Genomic DNA, 15882 nt, shown 5'->3' on the forward strand with positions numbered 1-15882 from the left:
TGCCTGCAGTAGGGCCAAAGGTCCTGCGGTGTTGAAGCGCATGTAGTCGGTGCCCACTGCAACGCATGAGGTTCTCACCCGACAGCACGTTTTGCGCTTGTTACTCGCGTGACCTCGGCATAACTTCGCCGCTGACGCGATAAAGGTCCTAAACCATGAGTCATCCCAACCTCACCTTCTACGGGGGCGAGCTAGCGCTTCTTTTATTCCTTCTTCTTGCCCTACCTCCGTCAGAAATGGTCGCTCCAGTAATCTTTGGTTTCGGTGCTCATTTATTCGGCTCGTTGGTTACTGTGCCGATGCTGTGGTACTCCACCACTTTCGAAAACATCAACAATCTAAGAAAAGCGCGGGGCGCCTCCGCCTTCGCCGCCGCACTCATAGCCATGTGCTGCGTTGCGGCCGTGCATCTTCGACATGAAGCATCAGTCACGGCAACGACGCACCTGCTCCTTGCCTGTATCCACGCATCTGTATTTTGCACCTCCCGAATCCACGCGCACCAAAATAAGGATCAGCGATGATGGCACCGCTCAACTTCGGAATAAGTACCGATGACTTTCGGTCGACGATCTTCGAGAAGGAGGCAGCCATCTTCCGCGGTGCGTGTGCAAATGCGTTTAACCCGCCGCTAGATATCGCCTCAGCACTAACTTATGGAAGTCATAAAGATGGACGAGTGAACATGTTTCTAGACGGCCCACTTCCATTCAATCTTTTTACAGAAACATATCAGGATGTGACCGAGGTGGGCCGCAGGGTCGTACTCCAACAAGTTGAACAGCTCCTCGAACAAGGAGCCACTCTCTCTATCAACCGGATTGATCGATTGGACCCCCAAGTGAGGGACATCTGTCGTCAGATTCAATCTTTCACTCAAGAAATTGCAACGGCGAATTGCTATGCCGCGACGTCCGGAAACGGCACGTTCGGTCGTCACTGGGACACTCATGATGTCATTGCACTGCAATTGACTGGAAGAAAGCGATGGAAAGTCTGGAAGCCCACCTACCACCTTCCAACTCCTGGCCAGGTCAGTCGACCTCATCGACCACTCACGACACCTAATCCAGACATCGACATTGTCATTGAGGCGGGGGATGCGCTCTACCTTCCCCGTGGCTGGTGGCATGAAGCGACCCCCATTTCCGGGCACTCCACCATCCACTTAGCAGTGGGATTACACGCCTCAACTCTGGCTGATTACATTGGCTGGCTCGCAACGGAGTTGCTCCCCAAGCACGCACCCCTGCGCCAGAGTTTCGAATCGATAGTGCACGATGAAGTCAATCTAACCGAGGCGCTCGAATCGTTTCATCGGGCTGCCCAAGAAAAGCCCTATATCAAGTCCTACTCACAGCTGCACAAGAAGGTTCTTGCCACGCCATCATCATCGTTTGAATCCGCGTTCTAAGGCGCCACCAACCGTAGGGATCGCATGAGACTTCTCAGCAACGAAGAACTGAAGCACGTCGCCGGCGCAGAACACTCGGTCGTAAATATCGATACTACGAACGCCAATGTCAGGGTCGTCCCCTTGAACAACGGCACCGTGAATATTGACATTACTGTTTTCGGCATAACCAAGACATGGAACAGTGGAGTTGCCGTCACCTGTCAGACGTTCGGACTCGGGGCTGGTCTAATGTCCCTTGCCTTTACGGGAGGAAGCAACATCGGGTTTAGCTTGGTTGCCGCCGCTTCGGGCATTGGTTGCACCGCGCTTGTCTCGTACACCGGAAACATCCCTCAGTCACCTACTGACGATGGTGACCCCTAGTGGTCGCTGAGCAATTCAGAAAGGAAGATAAGCTCCGTCCAGGGACCTTGTTTCGGCAGGAGGCAATACTATGGCAATCTCAGCGCCGACTATTCTCTGAACCCGCTCAGCCTCAGCCCAAAGCGAGAATGCTGGCCGCGTGGATAGCATGCATCACTTTCGCAACCACAGCGCTCTTTGTCGGCACGGCAAGCTATACGCAGACAGTCGCAGCCTATGGCCAAATTTCCACAAGGAAGGGAATTACTAGGATAAAAGCGCATCAGCAAGGGGTGATCACCGAGATCAATGTGCGTGAAGGCGACCAGGTGTCAGTGGGCACCGTCCTCTTCACCACTTCCTCCGACAGGCCTGCTCAAGATAGCCGCACCCTTCGCGACGTAGTCACTCGAGAACTCAATCAGCGGCTCGAAACAGCCGTTACTGAGATTGCCGCTAAGCGCTCGCTGTGGAAAGCAGGAATAACGGAGATAAAGACGAAGATCGAATGGATAAATTCAGATATCGAAAGACAGAAGCTAGAGATTCGGGAATTGCGACAAGCAACCAAGCTCGCAGAAACGATGGAAGAACGCGCACAACTTGCCTTCTCCCGTCATTTAATCTCTGAGGAGCAACTCAACGCGCGGAGCCTAGAATTGGTCGATAGGAACGCAAAGTTGATTCTTGCAAATCGCGATATCGAAAAAAGCTAACATCAACTCTCGCTTGCCCAGCTAGAAATTGATCGGTCAGAGCACCAGGCAAAGATCGATGAGGTTCCGGCACTCCAGAGAGCATCGTCTGCGCGGCAAGAGCTTACGGAACTATACTCAAGAACCTCAGAATCAATCATCGCGCCACACGCTGGTATTGTCACCTCGCCGACAGCCTCGCTGGGTCAGACCGTGGATGCAGGCTCGACGCTGAGTCTTCTCTCAAGCCCTGACGACGCGGCAGTGATTCACGTTTACGTTCCGGGTTTCGCGATTGCCTACCTCTCTGTAGGCGACACGATAATTCTTGAGCCTGAATCACCTGAGGCAAAGAACTTGGGGCGATTTTCCGCCGTAGTCGAGCGCGTTCCATCACTACCCATGACTCCTAATGAGTTGGCACCTATTGCTGGCAGCGTACCGCACACGGATGACCTTACCTCCAGCAATTTGCTCTTCGATGTTATTGCAGTCCCTCTTCAACAGATAAGTTTCCAAGGCGCCGGCAATACCGGCAAGCAACGGGGCACTACCGTGAGGGCGACCCTTCCACTGAGGACGCGGAAGCTATACGAATGGATGATCGAGCCTCTCATCATGGCGAAGGAACGGCAGAAAGCGCATGGAGCATTTTAGCAGGCCGGCCTGGGGCCACACAAAACAAGGACGCGTGGAACCAGTCATGCAGTCGCAGGAAGGTGAGTGCGGTTTGGCCTGCTTGGCGATGGCATCTTCTGCTTTTGGTGAGGGTTCAACACTGACTGAGTTGCGCTCACGTTTTCGTGCAACTTCCCGCGGTACGACACTGCATCAGCTTATGTCGCATGCGGAAAAAATTGGACTCGCGTCTCGAGCCGTCCGCCTTGAGCCCGAAGAGCTGGGAAAGCTATCCTTACCTGCGATCCTCCACTGGGACATGCGTCACTACGTCCTCCTGGAGGGAGTTTCGAAGGATTACGCTACTGTATGCGACCCCGCAACCGGGCGCCGAAAGGCATCAAAGAAGGAAATTTTCCAAAGCTTCACTGGCGTAGCACTAGAGTTGTGGCGCACGTCACCGCAGGCACGGCGGAAGACCGCACCTCGTCGCTCTTTCATAGACATGCTTTCGGGAATTAAGCAGGCGTGGCCCACGCTAGCGGCCTTGCTCACACTTACTGGCGGCCTTGAGCTGATGGCACTCGTATCACCTCTTCTAAGCCAATGGTTAATCGATGAGGCGACATCATCCAACAGCAAGGAATTGATCGTAACGATGGGCCTGGGGTTCCTCGTCGTTCAACTTTCCCAGCATTCGATCTCATACCTGCGCGGACTAATCGGAAATCACTTCGGCTGCGACATCACACTTAAGCGGAAATCTGCCTTTTTTCGGCATCTGATCACCTTGCCCACGAGCTTCTTCGAGACAAGAAGCGTCGGGGACATCGCATCTCGCTTTGCCTCGATGGAAGCCATCCAGCAAACGGTTTTATCCGCAGCAGGAACTTTCATTATCGATGGATTGGTTGCACTTCTGTCACTTACGATATTAGTCGCCTATCATCCGCAAATTGCTCTTATATCCGTGCTTTCGTTAGGTATAGTCTTCGTAATTCGGTCGATCGCCCTTCCGCGAATCAGAACGCTTTCAGCACTTCAGATTGAGCATGCGGCACGGGCGCAAAGTCATTTTATTGAATCAGTTCGCGGTGCGCGAGTAATCCATATGTTTGGCAGACAGCGTGATCGCAGCTTGGCCTGGCACAACCTACTTGTTGCACAGTACAACGCCCTTTACAAGTCCATGCGACTGAAAAGCAATATAGGGCATCTGTGCGGCTTCATTATGGGAATCGAAGGCGTCACCGCTCTCTGTTTCGGTGCGAGCGCGGTCGTTTCGGGAACCTGGACACTCGGCGCATTGATGGCATTTTCATCCTATCGCTCCGTCTTCTCCGCCCGCAGCAGCGCAGTATTTGAGAAGGTCCTAGAGCTTGTCATGCTGAAGCTGCATGTCGACAGGCTTGACGATATTCTAGACGCGGAGAGCGACGTAGCGGCGATAGGTTCAAACTCCGCCCTTGAGGCAATAATGTCCGAAGGCGTGAAGCTATCGGATGTGACATTCAGATATGGGCATGGTGAGCAGACCCTTCTGAAGGGTGCAAACCTGACGATCTTTGAAGGCGAATGTGTCGCCCTCATCGGATGTTCGGGAGCTGGAAAGTCCACTCTTGCGAAGATGCTTCTCGGTCTTCTGGACCCTATTCGTGGTGAAGTTAGCGTGGGCGGACGATCCGGCCATCAACTTCGATCGCTCGCCAGATCAGGCGCGATTTCCGCCGTCATGCAAGACGACAATCTGTTCGGCGGCACTATAGAGGAAAATATACACTGCTTTGATTCGGCTCCGGACCTACCACGTGTCCAAGCCTGTGCCGAGGCCGCACGGATTCACGATGAAATCATGGGAATGCCTATGGGTTACCTGACTCTCGTGGGCGACATGGGAACCACGTTATCCGGCGGACAGAAGCAGCGAGTGACTTTAGCGAGGTCACTCTATCGGCAGCCTAAATTTCTGATACTTGACGAAGCCACGAGCCACCTTGACGTAGGTAATGAAGTGCTTATTAGCGCGGCTATTCGAGACCTTAGGATCACGAGATTAATCATTGCACATCGACCCGAGACCATTGCTTCGGCAGATCGCATCATTGAGCTGGTCGATGGCGTCCTGATCGAACAAGGACGAAACCCGGGACCAGCACATGGTCAAACGCAATGACTTCAAGTGTTGCATCTTAGTAGAGCCCTGCTTCCCGTGAACGATCGACGCATTCACTCACCAGGGCGGTACGTCCGCTCCACATGCCCCTGCAGATCCTCCGGCCAGAAATAGACTTTCCGCAGGTTCCCGGTTGTATAGCGCTCGGCCTGGTCGTTAAAGTTCTTCGAGGTCGGGTCCCCGCTTTCACCACCGGCGGTGACGGCGCGGGCACGCACCTTGTCACCGAATTCCACCACCGCGACAAAGCTATTGCCGCTGGTGCCGTAGTACCGTTTCGTGCCGGGCCAGCGATGCGCGCCGAACGAGGCCAGCGAGCCCCAGCGCGACGATGTGAACGGCACGGGGATGCTCGGCTTCGCATCGTCGAAGCGCTGCTTGATCGCGCCGTCGACGCGCTGGAAGCGGTTGACCTCGCCCCAGGGAACGCCCCAGCTGCCGAAGTCTTTCTCCAGACGATCCGCCGCCTCGGCCAGCGCATTCAACCGCACCTTCGGACCCGCCTTCTCCGCCATCACGTCGTAGACCGACAAGCCTTCCGCCGTGTCCAGCTTGCTCGCCTTGTCCCACAGGATGTCACCCCAGAACACGGCGAGCGAGGTCGGCATCGACGCGATGCCCCAGCGGTAATCCCAGGTACGCAGGAGCGCGACGGGCCCGGCGAGCTGCCGCTTCAAGGGATCGGCAGCGGGAAGCGCGTCGTAATCCGCGATCAGGATCGGCAGCTGCCGTGCGAACGCCGGCAGGTACGGGTCGAAGGCCGCATCGATCAGCGAGGCCAGCGTGAAGTCGCGCCGGCCCGTAAGGACGCGCGTCGCGTGCAAACCGCGCGGGTTCTCCCCGACGGAATCCATGTAGCGCGGGTAGTCGGCCTGCTTCGGGCTGTCGGGACCGGCGGCCGAGTACGGCCAGTCGTTGGTGTTGAAGATCCACCCGGTCGGTGGATTGAACAGATGTGGCGCCTTGTCCAATGGAAGCGTTCCCTTCCAGTCGGTCGCAGGATCGCTGCCGTCGACGGGCTTCGTATAGTCGAAGCGATCGTCGCGATTCGGGATGAACTGCGGATGCAGGTAGGCGATGTTGCCCTTGTCGTCCGCGTAGATCGTGTTGTTCGATGAGTTCGCCTTGAACTCCGCCACCTTCATGTAGGTCGCGTAATCGTCAGCCTTGGTTCGCAACCAGCTCTGTTGCAGGGCGTCCAGCGGCTTGTTCATCAGCGCCACGGCAATCCACTTGCCGCCTTCCGAACGAACCACCGGGCCGTGGTGCGTCGCGTAGACGGTGAAGCGGCGCTCCGCAAGCGATCCGTCGGCCATTCGTACCGGCACCACGATCTCGCGGGACGTCACCACACGAAGCTCCTTGCCATAGCGATAGAACAGCTTGCCGTCCTTGCGCTGGATGGTCTCGGTGAATTCATCCACCACGTCGGCACCGGTGGAGGTGTGCATCCAGCCGACATGCTTGTTGAAGCCCTGGTAGATGAAGAACTGGCCCCAGGTGACCGCGCCATAGGCGTCCAGTCCTTCGTCGCTCGACATCTGCAATTCGGAGCGGAAGAAGAACGAGGTGTGCGGATTGATCAGCAGCAGCGCGTGACCGTTCGCCGTGAGTTTCGGTGCGATGGCGATGCCGTTCGAACCCGTCGGCTCCGTCCAGCTCGACGGCGGCACGAACTGCGCCAGCGCACCGGCAGGATCCTTCCCATAGAACGCTTGCAGGTCGGCCGTCTTCACTCGCTCGATGTCACCGCCGATGCTGCCTTCGCTGAAGCTCAACGCCATCCACGGCTCGAAGTGCCGGATCACGCGCGGGTGCACCTCCGGGTGGCTCGCGAGGTAGTAGTTGAGCCCGTCCGCCCAGGCATCCATCAACGCCCTGAGCCACGCCGGGCTCCGCGCGTAATCGGCCTTCAACGCCTCCGGATCGACGAATAGCTTCTGCCGGAGATCCTGCCACAGTGCGGACTCCCCTTCGGCCTCGGCGGTGCGCCCCAGCGAAGTGAGATAGTTGGCCTCCACGCGATTGAAGTCGTCCTCGGCCTGGGCATAGGCCATGCCGAAGACGGCATCGGCATCACGCTTGCCATGGACATGCGCGATGCCCCAGTCGTCGCGAACGATGGTGACGGCCTGGGCTTCGTGCCGCCAGCGGGCCGCGTCGTCCGCGGCGGCATGGACGCCCGGGGTGGCGAGCAAGCCGCCCAGCGACACGGCGAGCATGATGTGGCGAACGGACATGGACGCATCTTCCCCTGGATGGATCGTCGATCCTAGCCGCGCGGATCGAGGGTGCGTCAAGTGCCGGTAAGGCCAACTTGCGATACGTTTGCCCGACACTGCCTGGAGACGCCCATGCGCACCGCCCTGCTTTCGTCGTTGTTGCCAGCCTTGCTCTTCGCCAGCATGCCGGCCGTGTCTGCGGAAAAGGACGACCTTCGGAAGATCCTGGAGGCCGACCACGATATCTGCGCGGCCTTCGAACGCGAGGATGCCGATTGGCTGGAGCGGCACCTGGACCCGACCTTCACGCTCACCAGTTCCACCGGCAAGGTCACCACGCGAGCCGACGAGGTCGCCGACCTACGCAACGGAACGAAGTACGACGTGTTCCGCAACCGCAATGTGAAAGTGCGCCTGTACGGCGATGCGGCCGTCACCACCGGCATCACCCGGGTGGAGGGCAAGGCCGAAGGCACACCTTACGCACTGGATTTCCAGTTCACCGATACCTATGTGCGCAAGCCGGGCGGCTGGGTCTTGGTTGCCAGCCACGCGTCACGATTGCCCACGCCGCAATGACGTCAGCGATGAGCCAACGCGTAGTCGATCGCCGCGCATACCGCCGCCACCTGCGCATCGTTGCACTGCTGCGGCGTGGCCCGCGGGCTGTCCGGATACACCTCGGTGGTCGTCGTGTAGCGTGCGCCGGTAATACCAGCACACAAGCCGAGCGCCTTCAATGCGTATTCGATGACGCCGGGTGCCACCTGCGGTGAACCGATGATCTCGCCGCGCGCGTCGGCGGGTGCGATATGCGTGACCTTGGCCACCGCTTCGATCACCGCCTGCTGGAATGCGGGCTGGGGATTCTCCGTATCGTCCACGAGGTAGAAGCCATCCGGGATTTCCCCCGGCTCGAAATCCTTGCCGTCGCGCGCGGCGAGGGCGGGACGGAATTCGGACTCGTCGGAGTCGGTGGTTTCATGCAGGTCGATATGCATGAGGACGCGACCGTGCAGCGGCGCCAACAAGCGCACCAGCGCCGCCGCCTCACCCGAAGAGCTTCCCTCGCGGAAATTCCGGTTCGGATCGATCGCATCGGGATTCCAGCGATGGATGCGCTCATAGGCCCAGGGACTGACGCAGGGCACCACCAGCAAATCGGCGCGTCCCGCATACTCCTGGGCGTGGTCGCGCAGGAACTGCAATGCCCCGTGCACGCCGCTGGTCTCGTAACCGTGCACACCGCCGGTCACGAGCATGAGCGGCAGTTCATCGCGCCAATCGCGGCTGCGGACGGCCACCAAAGGGTAGTGCTCGCCGGCATAGTCGAGCACGCCGTACTCCGCCACGTCGAAGCGTTCGCGCAGGGGCTCCAACGCATGCAAGACATCCGCGGCATAGCTGCGCCGCTTCACCTGTCGCGAACGCCAGTCGGCGATTTCCACGGCACCCCACGGCTGTCCGTGGTTACCGATGGGATACGACGGTTGGCTGTTCATGGCAGGAGGAATCCTTGTCGAAAGGGTCGTCACTTTATCACCGCGCGACATGTCGCCGCCGTATCGGTGTAGCCGAGGCCTTCCCTAACTTGATGGCATCCTTGTCGTGAAGGGAGATGCTGGCCCGACTGGGTAGGCGGACGATAAGCCGTAAGGATGTCCCAGAACACCCACTCGGCTATTTGCAGCCCTCGCCGTCCTCTTCGCTATAAGTCGCAAGTGCTGGGCTACCGTCACATCCTGCGCTTCCAGAGATAACCACCGTTCGCATGGCCTATTGACTTACGATCGGACTTCGATATTATGATCATAATATTGATATCGTCATCTAAGTGACGCTGGCGGGCAGCCGTCCTGACCGCCGACCAGAAGAGGCTTTCATGAGCAAACCTATCGAATTCCACGACCAATCTGACTCTGTGAATGTGTCGAAGCTCGGCGTCGCTGAAGCTGCGGCTGCCATCCGTGAGGGCTCCATGACTTCAGAGTTCTACGCCGCGGCGCTCCTTGAACGAAGCCGGGCGAACGCAGATTTAAATGCGTTCGTGACCATCGACGACACCGCAGTCCTGGAACGAGCTCGCAAGGCGGACAAGCTTCGCGCTGAAGGTCTTTCTCTTCCGCTTCTCGGCGTGCCAGTTGGCGTAAAAGACAGCTATCTAACCAAAGGCATTAGAACCACATTCGGGTTGGAGCACTTCGATTTCGTCCCTACACGTGACGCCGCATCGGTCGCGGCCCTCAAGGGAGCCGGAGCGATCGTGTTTGGCAAGAACAACCTCGTTGCCATGTCGTATGGCCTGACAGGCGACAGCTCGCGCCATGGCCAAGTGCTCAATCCCCACAACCGTAACCATGTTTCGGGCGGATCATCGAGCGGGTCCGCCGCAGCTGTGGCCGCGAGGCTGGTACCTGCTTCGCTCGGTGGCGACACTGTGGGATCAATCCGCGTCCCGGCATCGCTGACTGGCATTGTGGGTTACAAGCCGACCAATGGCCGGTGGCCATCTGACGGCGTGGCCCCTGTTTCGCATACGCTCGATACGATCGGCGTCCTTACGCGAAGCGTTGACGACAGCATTCTTATTGATGGTGTCATTACACGGGGGCGATTCCCACGCATCGCCTCCAGTGCGCGGGATTTGCGGGACGTGAAACTGGCAATCGCCCCGAGGCAATTTCAAGCGATGATAACCCCTGATGTCGACGCTCATTTTCACGAGCTTTCGCGAAGGCTGCTCGACGCCGGTGTCCATCTGATCGAGATCGATCTTGGGAGCGACTTTGCTGAGCTAACCCAGCAGACCGCATGGACCTTGTTCTTCCATGAAACACGATCGTCCATTATCGAATTTCTCAAAACCAACCACGTGCCAACGAGCTTTGACTATATCCATCGTGGCATCCAACCGTTTCTCAAGGCTACTTGGGAGCAGCGCGTGGTTCCCCATGGCGAGTTCACCCCTTCGCACGACCTGTACGAGACGGCCCGCACCACGCATCGTGATGAGATAAAGCGCCGCTTCAAGGATGCGTTCGCAAGGAGCGGTGCGGACGCACTGATCTTCCCTACAACGCCGACGACGGCGCCCTCCATCGAGGATCGCTTCGAGTTCAGGCTCGGCGACAAAACCGTTAATTTCACTGCCCTCGCCAACCATACCTTGCCGGCAAATATTGCAGGCCTCCCGGCCATCACGCTTCCGACCGGCGCGTCTCATGAGGGACTGCCCTTTGGTGTCGAGCTGGACGGTCAGCACGGCGACGACAATCGGCTTCTTTCCATAGCACAGCTCGTTGAACACGTTTTCAGTGATCTCACGAAGCCGCGTTGATATGACAGTCTTGTCGAAAAAAGTCAGGAGTTAACGCAATGACCAACCACAACATCAGCAGGCGTACGGTGGCCGTAGAGCACGTCCGCATTACATCCAGCGTGCCATTCGCAATAGTCAAGGAGAACATCGAGCGTATCCTTCCTCCTCTGCCGGACAGTCTTCTTCAGATGATGGGCAGCGGCGATAAGGAGGGGGTCCGCGAGATCGAGGAGAAAGGCCCCAAGCTCTATATCTTCGCAAAGCGCGACCACGGCCGCACGCTAACCGTAGCCGTCGGTCCGCGAAACGCGATCCAGTACGTGGTGGGCAACCCCACAACGGCGGTAAAGATGACTCGGCACGATATCCGCGCGTCGCTGTACGCGCCCTTGCGAATTACACTCTTCGAATCGGACGAAGGTGACACGGTGTTCGAGTATGATCTGCCGTCGTCTCTTTTCGGACAGTTCGGCGATCCCCAAGTTACCGAGGTGGGCCTGTACCTTGACCGCGAATTGGAGTCGGCCCTGCTTCTAGCCGCCGGGTAAATGGGAACCGATATGCAACAGTTCGAGAAGGGTAACAAGGAGCGGACCCGTCGTCGCATCCTGGAGGTTGCCTCGCAGCACTTGCGATCCAAGGGCATCGCGGCTTCTGGCTTAGCCGGCATCATGACCGACGCCGGCCTGACTAACGGTGCGTTCTATGCGCACTTTCCATCGAAGGATGTGCTGGTTCGCGAAACCCTGGTGGAAGCACTTGCAGATCGCCGCGATGCAATGAGTCGCCAACAGGCACTTGAAGCCGCGATTCGCGACTATCTGAATCTTGACCATGTGACTGATTGTGCCAACGGCTGCCCCTCAGCTGCACTGCTCCCGGAGATCGCAAGGCAGCCGACTCCAGCTCGACAGGCCTATGAGAACGGACTTCAGAGCTACACATCTGAGTTAGCTCGACTCCTTTCCGGCGACAAAAAGAAGGCCCACGCCACGGCGCTCACCATGTTCGCGCTCATGGTGGGAACGCTTCAGATCGCACGTGCTGTCGTAGATCGAGGGCTCGCCGAGAAGACGATCGAGAGCGGCGTCAGAGCAGCCCTGGCGATGGCTGTAACCCAGGCATAACTCGCTTCAGACGACGGGAGATATCACTCGATATTCTGCACCTGCTCGCGCATCTGCTCGATCAACACCTTGAGCTCCACGGCGGCGTTGGTCGTGCGCGAATCCACCGACTTCGACCCCAGCGTGTTCGCCTCGCGGTTGAATTCCTGCATGAGGAAATCGAGCCGGCGCCCGACCGGCTCCTTCAGCGCCAGCACGCGGCGGGCTTCGGAGATGTGCGTGGCGAGGCGGTCGAGTTCTTCGTCCACGTCGATGCGGGTGATCTGCAGGACCAGTTCCTGCTCCAGGCGGCCCGGCTCGACCGGCTGGCGGATATCGGCGAGGCGCGCTTCGAGGCGGGAACGCAATGCCGCGCGAATTTCCGGAATCCACCCGCGTACGTCGCCAACGATCTTGTCGACGGCGTCCAGGCGCTCGCGCAACATGTCGCCCAGCTTGGCGCCTTCGCGGCCACGGGTGTCGCCCAGGACGGCAAGGGCGCGGTCGAGCACCTCGAGCAGCGCACCCTGCAAGGCGTCGGCGTCGGTTTCCGGCTGCTGCAACACACCGGGGAAGCGAAGCAACTCGGTGAACTCGATATGCATGCGCGGGAACCGCTGCTCCAGGTCCAACGCAAGCTCGGACAGGCGCGACAAGACCGAGCCGTTCACCCGAAGTCCCTCGCCCGAACCCGCTTCAGCGCGCAGGCGGACGGTGACGTCGACCTTGCCACGTGACAGCCGCGCAGCGATCCGCTCGCGCACGGCACTCTCGAAGCCGCGCATTTCCTCGGGCAGGCGAGGGCTGATCTCGAGGTAACGGTGGTTGACCGTGCGCAACTCGCAGGTCAGCGTGCCGGACGGGCCGGCGCTCTCGGCGGAGGCATAGGCGGTCATGCTGCGGATCATCGGATTGCCTTCGCTCGCGCGTGGAGGAAAGAGCGCAATGGTAAACTGACCCACCGTCCGTGCCCAAATCAGGCCTCACATGACCTTTTCCCGTCCGAGCGGCCGCGCTGCCGACCAGTTGCGCGCCGTCAGCATCGAACGCCACTACACCCGCCACGCCGAGGGCTCCGTGCTGGTGTCCTTCGGCGACACGAAGGTGCTCTGCACCGCCTCCGTCGAGGAGCGCGTGCCACCGTGGCTGCGCGGCAAGGGCGAGGGCTGGGTCACCGCCGAGTACGGCATGCTGCCCCGCGCCACCACCGACCGCACCCAGCGTGAGGCCGCCCGGGGCGGCCAGGGTGGCCGCACGATGGAAATCCAGCGCCTGATCGGGCGATCCCTGCGCGCCTGCGTGGACCGCGCCGCCCTCGGCGAGCGCGTCATCACGCTCGATTGCGACGTGATCCAGGCCGACGGCGGCACGCGCACGGCGGCCATCACCGGGGCCTACGTCGCCCTGGTCGACGCGGTGGCGACACTGACCCGGCGCAACGCGATCAAGCGGAATCCGATCCTCGGCGCCATCGCCGCGGTGTCGGTCGGCATCTACAACGGCGTGCCGGTACTCGACCTCGACTATGCCGAGGATTCCAACTGCGATACCGACATGAACGTCGTCATGAACGACGGCGGCGGTTTCATCGAAGTACAAGGCACGGCCGAGGGCCATGCCTTCCGCCGTGAGGAAATGAACGTGCTGATGGATCTCGCCGCCAAGGGCATCGACGAACTGGTCGCCGCGCAACGTGCCGCCCTCGAGGCCACCCCATGACCGAAGTCCGCGCCGCCACCGCCACCGACCTGGAGGCGATCCTCGCCGTGCACCGTGCCGCCTTCGGCCGCGACGCCGAGGCCGGCCTGGTCCGCCGCCTGGTGGCCGCCGGCCGAGACACGATCTCCCTGGTGGCGGTCGACGAAGGCGATGCCGTCCTCGGCCACGTGCTGTTCTCGCCGGTGACCGTGGAGGAAGGCGACGATGGCAAGGCCCTGGGCCTGGCCCCTGTCGCCGTGCTGCCCGGGCACCAGCGCCAAGGGCTTGGCCGCGCCCTGATCGAGGAAGGTATCGGTGCCTGCTTCGTGCGCGAGGCGCGCGCCATCTTCGTGCTCGGTTCACCGGTCTATTACGCGGCGTTCGGTTTCAGCAAGGCCTCCAGCCATGGCCTGCACGACGCCTTCGAAGGCGGTAATGCCTTCCAGGTGCTGCCACTGACGGTCGAAGGTCTCGCGGGTTACCGCGGCCGCGTCAACTACGCCCCCGAATTCTCCGAAGGGCTCTGATCCGATGCGCATCGTCCTGGCTTCCGGCAATGCCGGCAAGGTGATCGAACTGGAACAGTTGCTGGCCGGCAGCGACGTGGAACTCGTGGCGCAGACCTCGCTCGGGGTCGACGATGCCGACGAGACCGGCCTCACGTTTGTCGAGAATGCCCTCATCAAGGCTCGCCACGCGGCTCGCGCCACCGGCCTGCCCGCGCTCGCCGACGACTCGGGCATCTGCGTCGACGCGTTGAACGGCGCGCCGGGGCTATATGCCGCGCGCTATGCGGGAACCCACGGCGACAGCGCCGCGAACAACGCGAAGCTCCTGCGCGAACTCGGCGGCGTGCCGCCGGAACGGCGCAGTGCCTATTTCATCGCCGTGCTCGTCCTGCTGCGCCATGCGGACGATCCCGCACCGCTGATCGCCGAAGGCCGCTGGCACGGGCGCATCCTGGAAGCGCCGCGTGGCGAAGGTGGTTTCGGCTACGACCCGCTGTTCCTCCCCGATGGCCACGACGTTTCCGCCGCGGAACTGGAACCGGCGCGGAAGAACCGCCTGAGCCATCGGGGCCAGGCCCTGGCGTTGCTCAAGGCGCGTTTCGCCGAACTGGCATGAACCTGCTCCCACCGCCGCTCTCGCTGTACGTGCACATGCCGTGGTGCGTGCGCAAATGCCCGTACTGCGACTTCAACTCGCATGGCGTACGCGGCACGCCCGCCTATGCCGATTATGTGGATGCCCTGCTGGCCGACCTCGATGCGGACCTGCGCGATTTCGGCACGGCACTCGACGGACGCCGTATCGCCACCGTGTTCTTCGGCGGCGGCACGCCCAGCCTGTTCGCCCCGGAACTGGTCGGCCGCTTCCTCGATGGCGCACGCGAACGCCTGGCGTTCGCCACCGATGCGGAAGTCACCCTGGAAACGAATCCCGGCACCGTGGAGCACGGACGCTTCGATGGTTACCTCGCGGCCGGGGTGAATCGCATCTCGTTCGGCGTGCAAAGCTTCGACAACGACAAGCTGCGCCGGCTGGGCCGTATCCACTCGGCCGGCGAAGCCGCCGACGCGGTTCGCCAGGCGCAAGACGCCGGCATCGGGAACATCAACATCGACCTGATGTACGCCCTTCCCGAACAGACCCTGGCCGGCGCGCTCGACGATGTCGAACGCGCCCTCGCGCTGGGGCCGACGCATGTCTCCCACTACCAGCTCACCCTGGAACCGAACACCGCCTTCGCCGCCAACCCGCCGCCACTGCCCGACGACGACGCTGCGTGGGCGATCCAGGAAGCCTGCGAAGCCCGGCTCGGTGAAGCGGGATACGGTCAATACGAAGTGTCGGCGTATGCCCTGCCGGGGCGGCGCTGCGCGCACAACCTGAATTACTGGCGTTTTGGCGATTACCTGGGCATCGGCGCCGGCGCCCACGGGAAGATCAGCGATGCGAACGGCGTGCGCCGGCGATGGAAAACCCGGCTGCCCGCGGCCTACCTCGCCAGCGCCGGCCAGCCCGCCCGCATCGGCGGCGATAACCTCGTCGCCCTCGACGACCTGCCGTTCGAATACATGCTCAACGCCTTGCGGCTGGTCGACGGCGTCCCGATGGCCGATTTCGCCGAACGGACCGGCCTGTCGCAGGCCGTCATAGCGCCCGCCATGGCGGCCTGCGTGGCGAAGGGCTGGCTGGTCCAGGATGCCGCGACGCTGAAGACCACCGCGCTGGGCCAGCGCTTCCTGAACGACGTGATCGAAGCGTTCATGGCCTGACCGGTCCGCTGCC

16 protein-coding genes are annotated in these 15882 nt (G+C 60.5%); 13 read left to right on the top strand and 3 right to left on the bottom strand.

Features of this window, described 5'->3' with window-relative positions:
* Window positions 1-155: 155 nt before the first annotated feature.
* The 5 genes from ACN9M2_RS16495 (at window position 156) to ACN9M2_RS16515 (ending at window position 5245) form a co-directional block, all read left to right on the top strand.
* Window positions 156-524, top strand: a complete 369-nt coding sequence (locus ACN9M2_RS16495) for a hypothetical protein (protein ID WP_426285714.1) — start codon at window positions 156-158, stop codon at window positions 522-524.
* The gene (locus ACN9M2_RS16500) at window positions 521-1414 is read left to right on the top strand and encodes a cupin domain-containing protein (protein ID WP_426285715.1); all 894 of its coding nucleotides are present in this window, start codon (window positions 521-523) and stop codon (window positions 1412-1414) included. Before ACN9M2_RS16495 ends, ACN9M2_RS16500 begins: the two co-directional genes overlap by 4 nt.
* Window positions 1415-1438: 24 nt before the next feature.
* Complete coding sequence (locus ACN9M2_RS16505) at window positions 1439-1780, top strand: hypothetical protein (RefSeq protein ID WP_426285716.1); 342 nt, start codon at window positions 1439-1441, stop codon at window positions 1778-1780.
* Window positions 1781-1908: 128 nt separating this feature from the next.
* On the top strand, window positions 1909-2475 hold the full coding sequence (locus ACN9M2_RS16510) for a biotin/lipoyl-binding protein (protein ID WP_426285717.1): 567 nt from the start codon (window positions 1909-1911) through the stop codon (window positions 2473-2475).
* A gap of 682 nt (window positions 2476-3157) precedes the next feature.
* Complete coding sequence (locus ACN9M2_RS16515) at window positions 3158-5245, top strand: peptidase domain-containing ABC transporter (protein ID WP_426285718.1); 2088 nt, start codon at window positions 3158-3160, stop codon at window positions 5243-5245.
* A 53-nt stretch (window positions 5246-5298) separates the two neighbouring features.
* Here the strand turns inward: ACN9M2_RS16515 and ACN9M2_RS16520 are convergent, their stop codons facing one another.
* Window positions 5299-7485, bottom strand: coding sequence for a penicillin acylase family protein (locus ACN9M2_RS16520; RefSeq protein WP_426285719.1), 2187 nt, complete (start codon window positions 7483-7485; stop codon window positions 5299-5301).
* 114 nt (window positions 7486-7599) lie between these two features.
* Between ACN9M2_RS16520 and ACN9M2_RS16525 the strand changes: the two genes are divergently transcribed.
* Window positions 7600-8046 (top strand): nuclear transport factor 2 family protein, encoded by a 447-nt coding sequence (locus ACN9M2_RS16525; RefSeq protein WP_426285720.1) that lies wholly within the window; start codon window positions 7600-7602, stop codon window positions 8044-8046.
* Window positions 8047-8048: 2 nt separating this feature from the next.
* On the opposite strand, the gene ACN9M2_RS16530 is transcribed toward ACN9M2_RS16525, so the two are convergent.
* On the bottom strand, window positions 8049-8969 hold the full coding sequence (locus ACN9M2_RS16530) for a M14 family metallopeptidase (RefSeq protein WP_426285721.1): 921 nt from the start codon (window positions 8967-8969) through the stop codon (window positions 8049-8051).
* A gap of 380 nt (window positions 8970-9349) precedes the next feature.
* Between ACN9M2_RS16530 and ACN9M2_RS16535 the strand changes: the two genes are divergently transcribed.
* The 3 genes from ACN9M2_RS16535 to ACN9M2_RS16545 are packed head-to-tail and all read left to right on the top strand — an operon-like array spanning window position 9350 to window position 11913.
* Window positions 9350-10804: an amidase family protein gene (locus ACN9M2_RS16535; protein WP_426285722.1), complete on the top strand. Its 1455-nt coding sequence runs from the start codon at window positions 9350-9352 to the stop codon at window positions 10802-10804.
* Window positions 10805-10842: 38 nt separating this feature from the next.
* Complete coding sequence (locus ACN9M2_RS16540) at window positions 10843-11334, top strand: DUF302 domain-containing protein (RefSeq protein WP_426285723.1); 492 nt, start codon at window positions 10843-10845, stop codon at window positions 11332-11334.
* Between the two features lie 12 nt (window positions 11335-11346).
* A complete protein-coding gene (locus ACN9M2_RS16545) occupies window positions 11347-11913 on the top strand; it encodes a TetR/AcrR family transcriptional regulator (RefSeq protein ID WP_426285724.1) in 567 nt (188 codons plus the stop codon).
* Window positions 11914-11936: 23 nt separating this feature from the next.
* Here ACN9M2_RS16545 and ACN9M2_RS16550 read toward each other — a convergent pair whose 3' ends face one another.
* Window positions 11937-12800: a YicC/YloC family endoribonuclease gene (locus ACN9M2_RS16550; RefSeq protein ID WP_426285725.1), complete on the bottom strand. Its 864-nt coding sequence runs from the start codon at window positions 12798-12800 to the stop codon at window positions 11937-11939.
* Between the two features lie 79 nt (window positions 12801-12879).
* Here ACN9M2_RS16550 and rph point away from each other — a divergent pair, with 79 nt between their 5' ends.
* From rph to hemW, 4 genes are read left to right on the top strand one after another with little or no spacing between them, the layout of a single operon-like run.
* Window positions 12880-13611, top strand: a complete 732-nt coding sequence (gene rph / locus ACN9M2_RS16555; RefSeq protein WP_426285726.1) for a ribonuclease PH — start codon at window positions 12880-12882, stop codon at window positions 13609-13611.
* Window positions 13608-14117, top strand: a complete 510-nt coding sequence (locus ACN9M2_RS16560) for a GNAT family N-acetyltransferase (RefSeq protein WP_426285727.1) — start codon at window positions 13608-13610, stop codon at window positions 14115-14117. The genes rph and ACN9M2_RS16560 overlap by 4 nt, the downstream gene beginning before the upstream one ends.
* Window positions 14118-14121: 4 nt before the next feature.
* Window positions 14122-14715, top strand: coding sequence for an RdgB/HAM1 family non-canonical purine NTP pyrophosphatase (rdgB, locus tag ACN9M2_RS16565; protein WP_426285728.1), 594 nt, complete (start codon window positions 14122-14124; stop codon window positions 14713-14715).
* Window positions 14712-15869 carry a radical SAM family heme chaperone HemW gene (gene hemW / locus ACN9M2_RS16570; protein WP_426285729.1) on the top strand — a complete coding sequence of 386 codons (1158 nt, stop codon included), beginning with the start codon at window positions 14712-14714 and terminating at the stop codon, window positions 15867-15869. Before rdgB ends, hemW begins: the two co-directional genes overlap by 4 nt.
* Window positions 15870-15882: the final 13 nt, after the last annotated feature.

This window comes from Luteibacter sp. E-22 (assembly GCF_049913125.1).
Lineage (GTDB): Bacteria > Pseudomonadota > Gammaproteobacteria > Xanthomonadales > Rhodanobacteraceae > Luteibacter.

Bases quoted from the DNA above. Each gene is read 5' to 3' on its own strand.
- ACN9M2_RS16560 (WP_426285727.1), top strand. From the start codon at position 13,608: ATGACCGAAGTCCGCGCCGCCACCGCCACCGACCTGGAGGCGATCCTC.
- ACN9M2_RS16510 (WP_426285717.1), top strand. From the start codon at position 1,909: ATGCTGGCCGCGTGGATAGCATGCATCACTTTCGCAACCACAGCGCTC.
- rdgB (WP_426285728.1), top strand. From the start codon at position 14,122: ATGCGCATCGTCCTGGCTTCCGGCAATGCCGGCAAGGTGATCGAACTG.
- ACN9M2_RS16515 (WP_426285718.1), top strand. From the start codon at position 3,158: ATGCAGTCGCAGGAAGGTGAGTGCGGTTTGGCCTGCTTGGCGATGGCA.
- ACN9M2_RS16540 (WP_426285723.1), top strand. From the start codon at position 10,843: ATGACCAACCACAACATCAGCAGGCGTACGGTGGCCGTAGAGCACGTC.
- ACN9M2_RS16505 (WP_426285716.1), top strand. From the start codon at position 1,439: ATGAGACTTCTCAGCAACGAAGAACTGAAGCACGTCGCCGGCGCAGAA.
- ACN9M2_RS16530 (WP_426285721.1), bottom strand. From the start codon at position 8,969: ATGAACAGCCAACCGTCGTATCCCATCGGTAACCACGGACAGCCGTGG.
- rph (WP_426285726.1), top strand. From the start codon at position 12,880: ATGACCTTTTCCCGTCCGAGCGGCCGCGCTGCCGACCAGTTGCGCGCC.
- ACN9M2_RS16495 (WP_426285714.1), top strand. From the start codon at position 156: ATGAGTCATCCCAACCTCACCTTCTACGGGGGCGAGCTAGCGCTTCTT.
- hemW (WP_426285729.1), top strand. From the start codon at position 14,712: ATGAACCTGCTCCCACCGCCGCTCTCGCTGTACGTGCACATGCCGTGG.
- ACN9M2_RS16525 (WP_426285720.1), top strand. From the start codon at position 7,600: ATGCGCACCGCCCTGCTTTCGTCGTTGTTGCCAGCCTTGCTCTTCGCC.
- ACN9M2_RS16535 (WP_426285722.1), top strand. From the start codon at position 9,350: ATGAGCAAACCTATCGAATTCCACGACCAATCTGACTCTGTGAATGTG.
- ACN9M2_RS16500 (WP_426285715.1), top strand. From the start codon at position 521: ATGATGGCACCGCTCAACTTCGGAATAAGTACCGATGACTTTCGGTCG.
- ACN9M2_RS16545 (WP_426285724.1), top strand. From the start codon at position 11,347: ATGCAACAGTTCGAGAAGGGTAACAAGGAGCGGACCCGTCGTCGCATC.
- ACN9M2_RS16520 (WP_426285719.1), bottom strand. From the start codon at position 7,485: ATGTCCGTTCGCCACATCATGCTCGCCGTGTCGCTGGGCGGCTTGCTC.
- ACN9M2_RS16550 (WP_426285725.1), bottom strand. From the start codon at position 12,800: ATGATCCGCAGCATGACCGCCTATGCCTCCGCCGAGAGCGCCGGCCCG.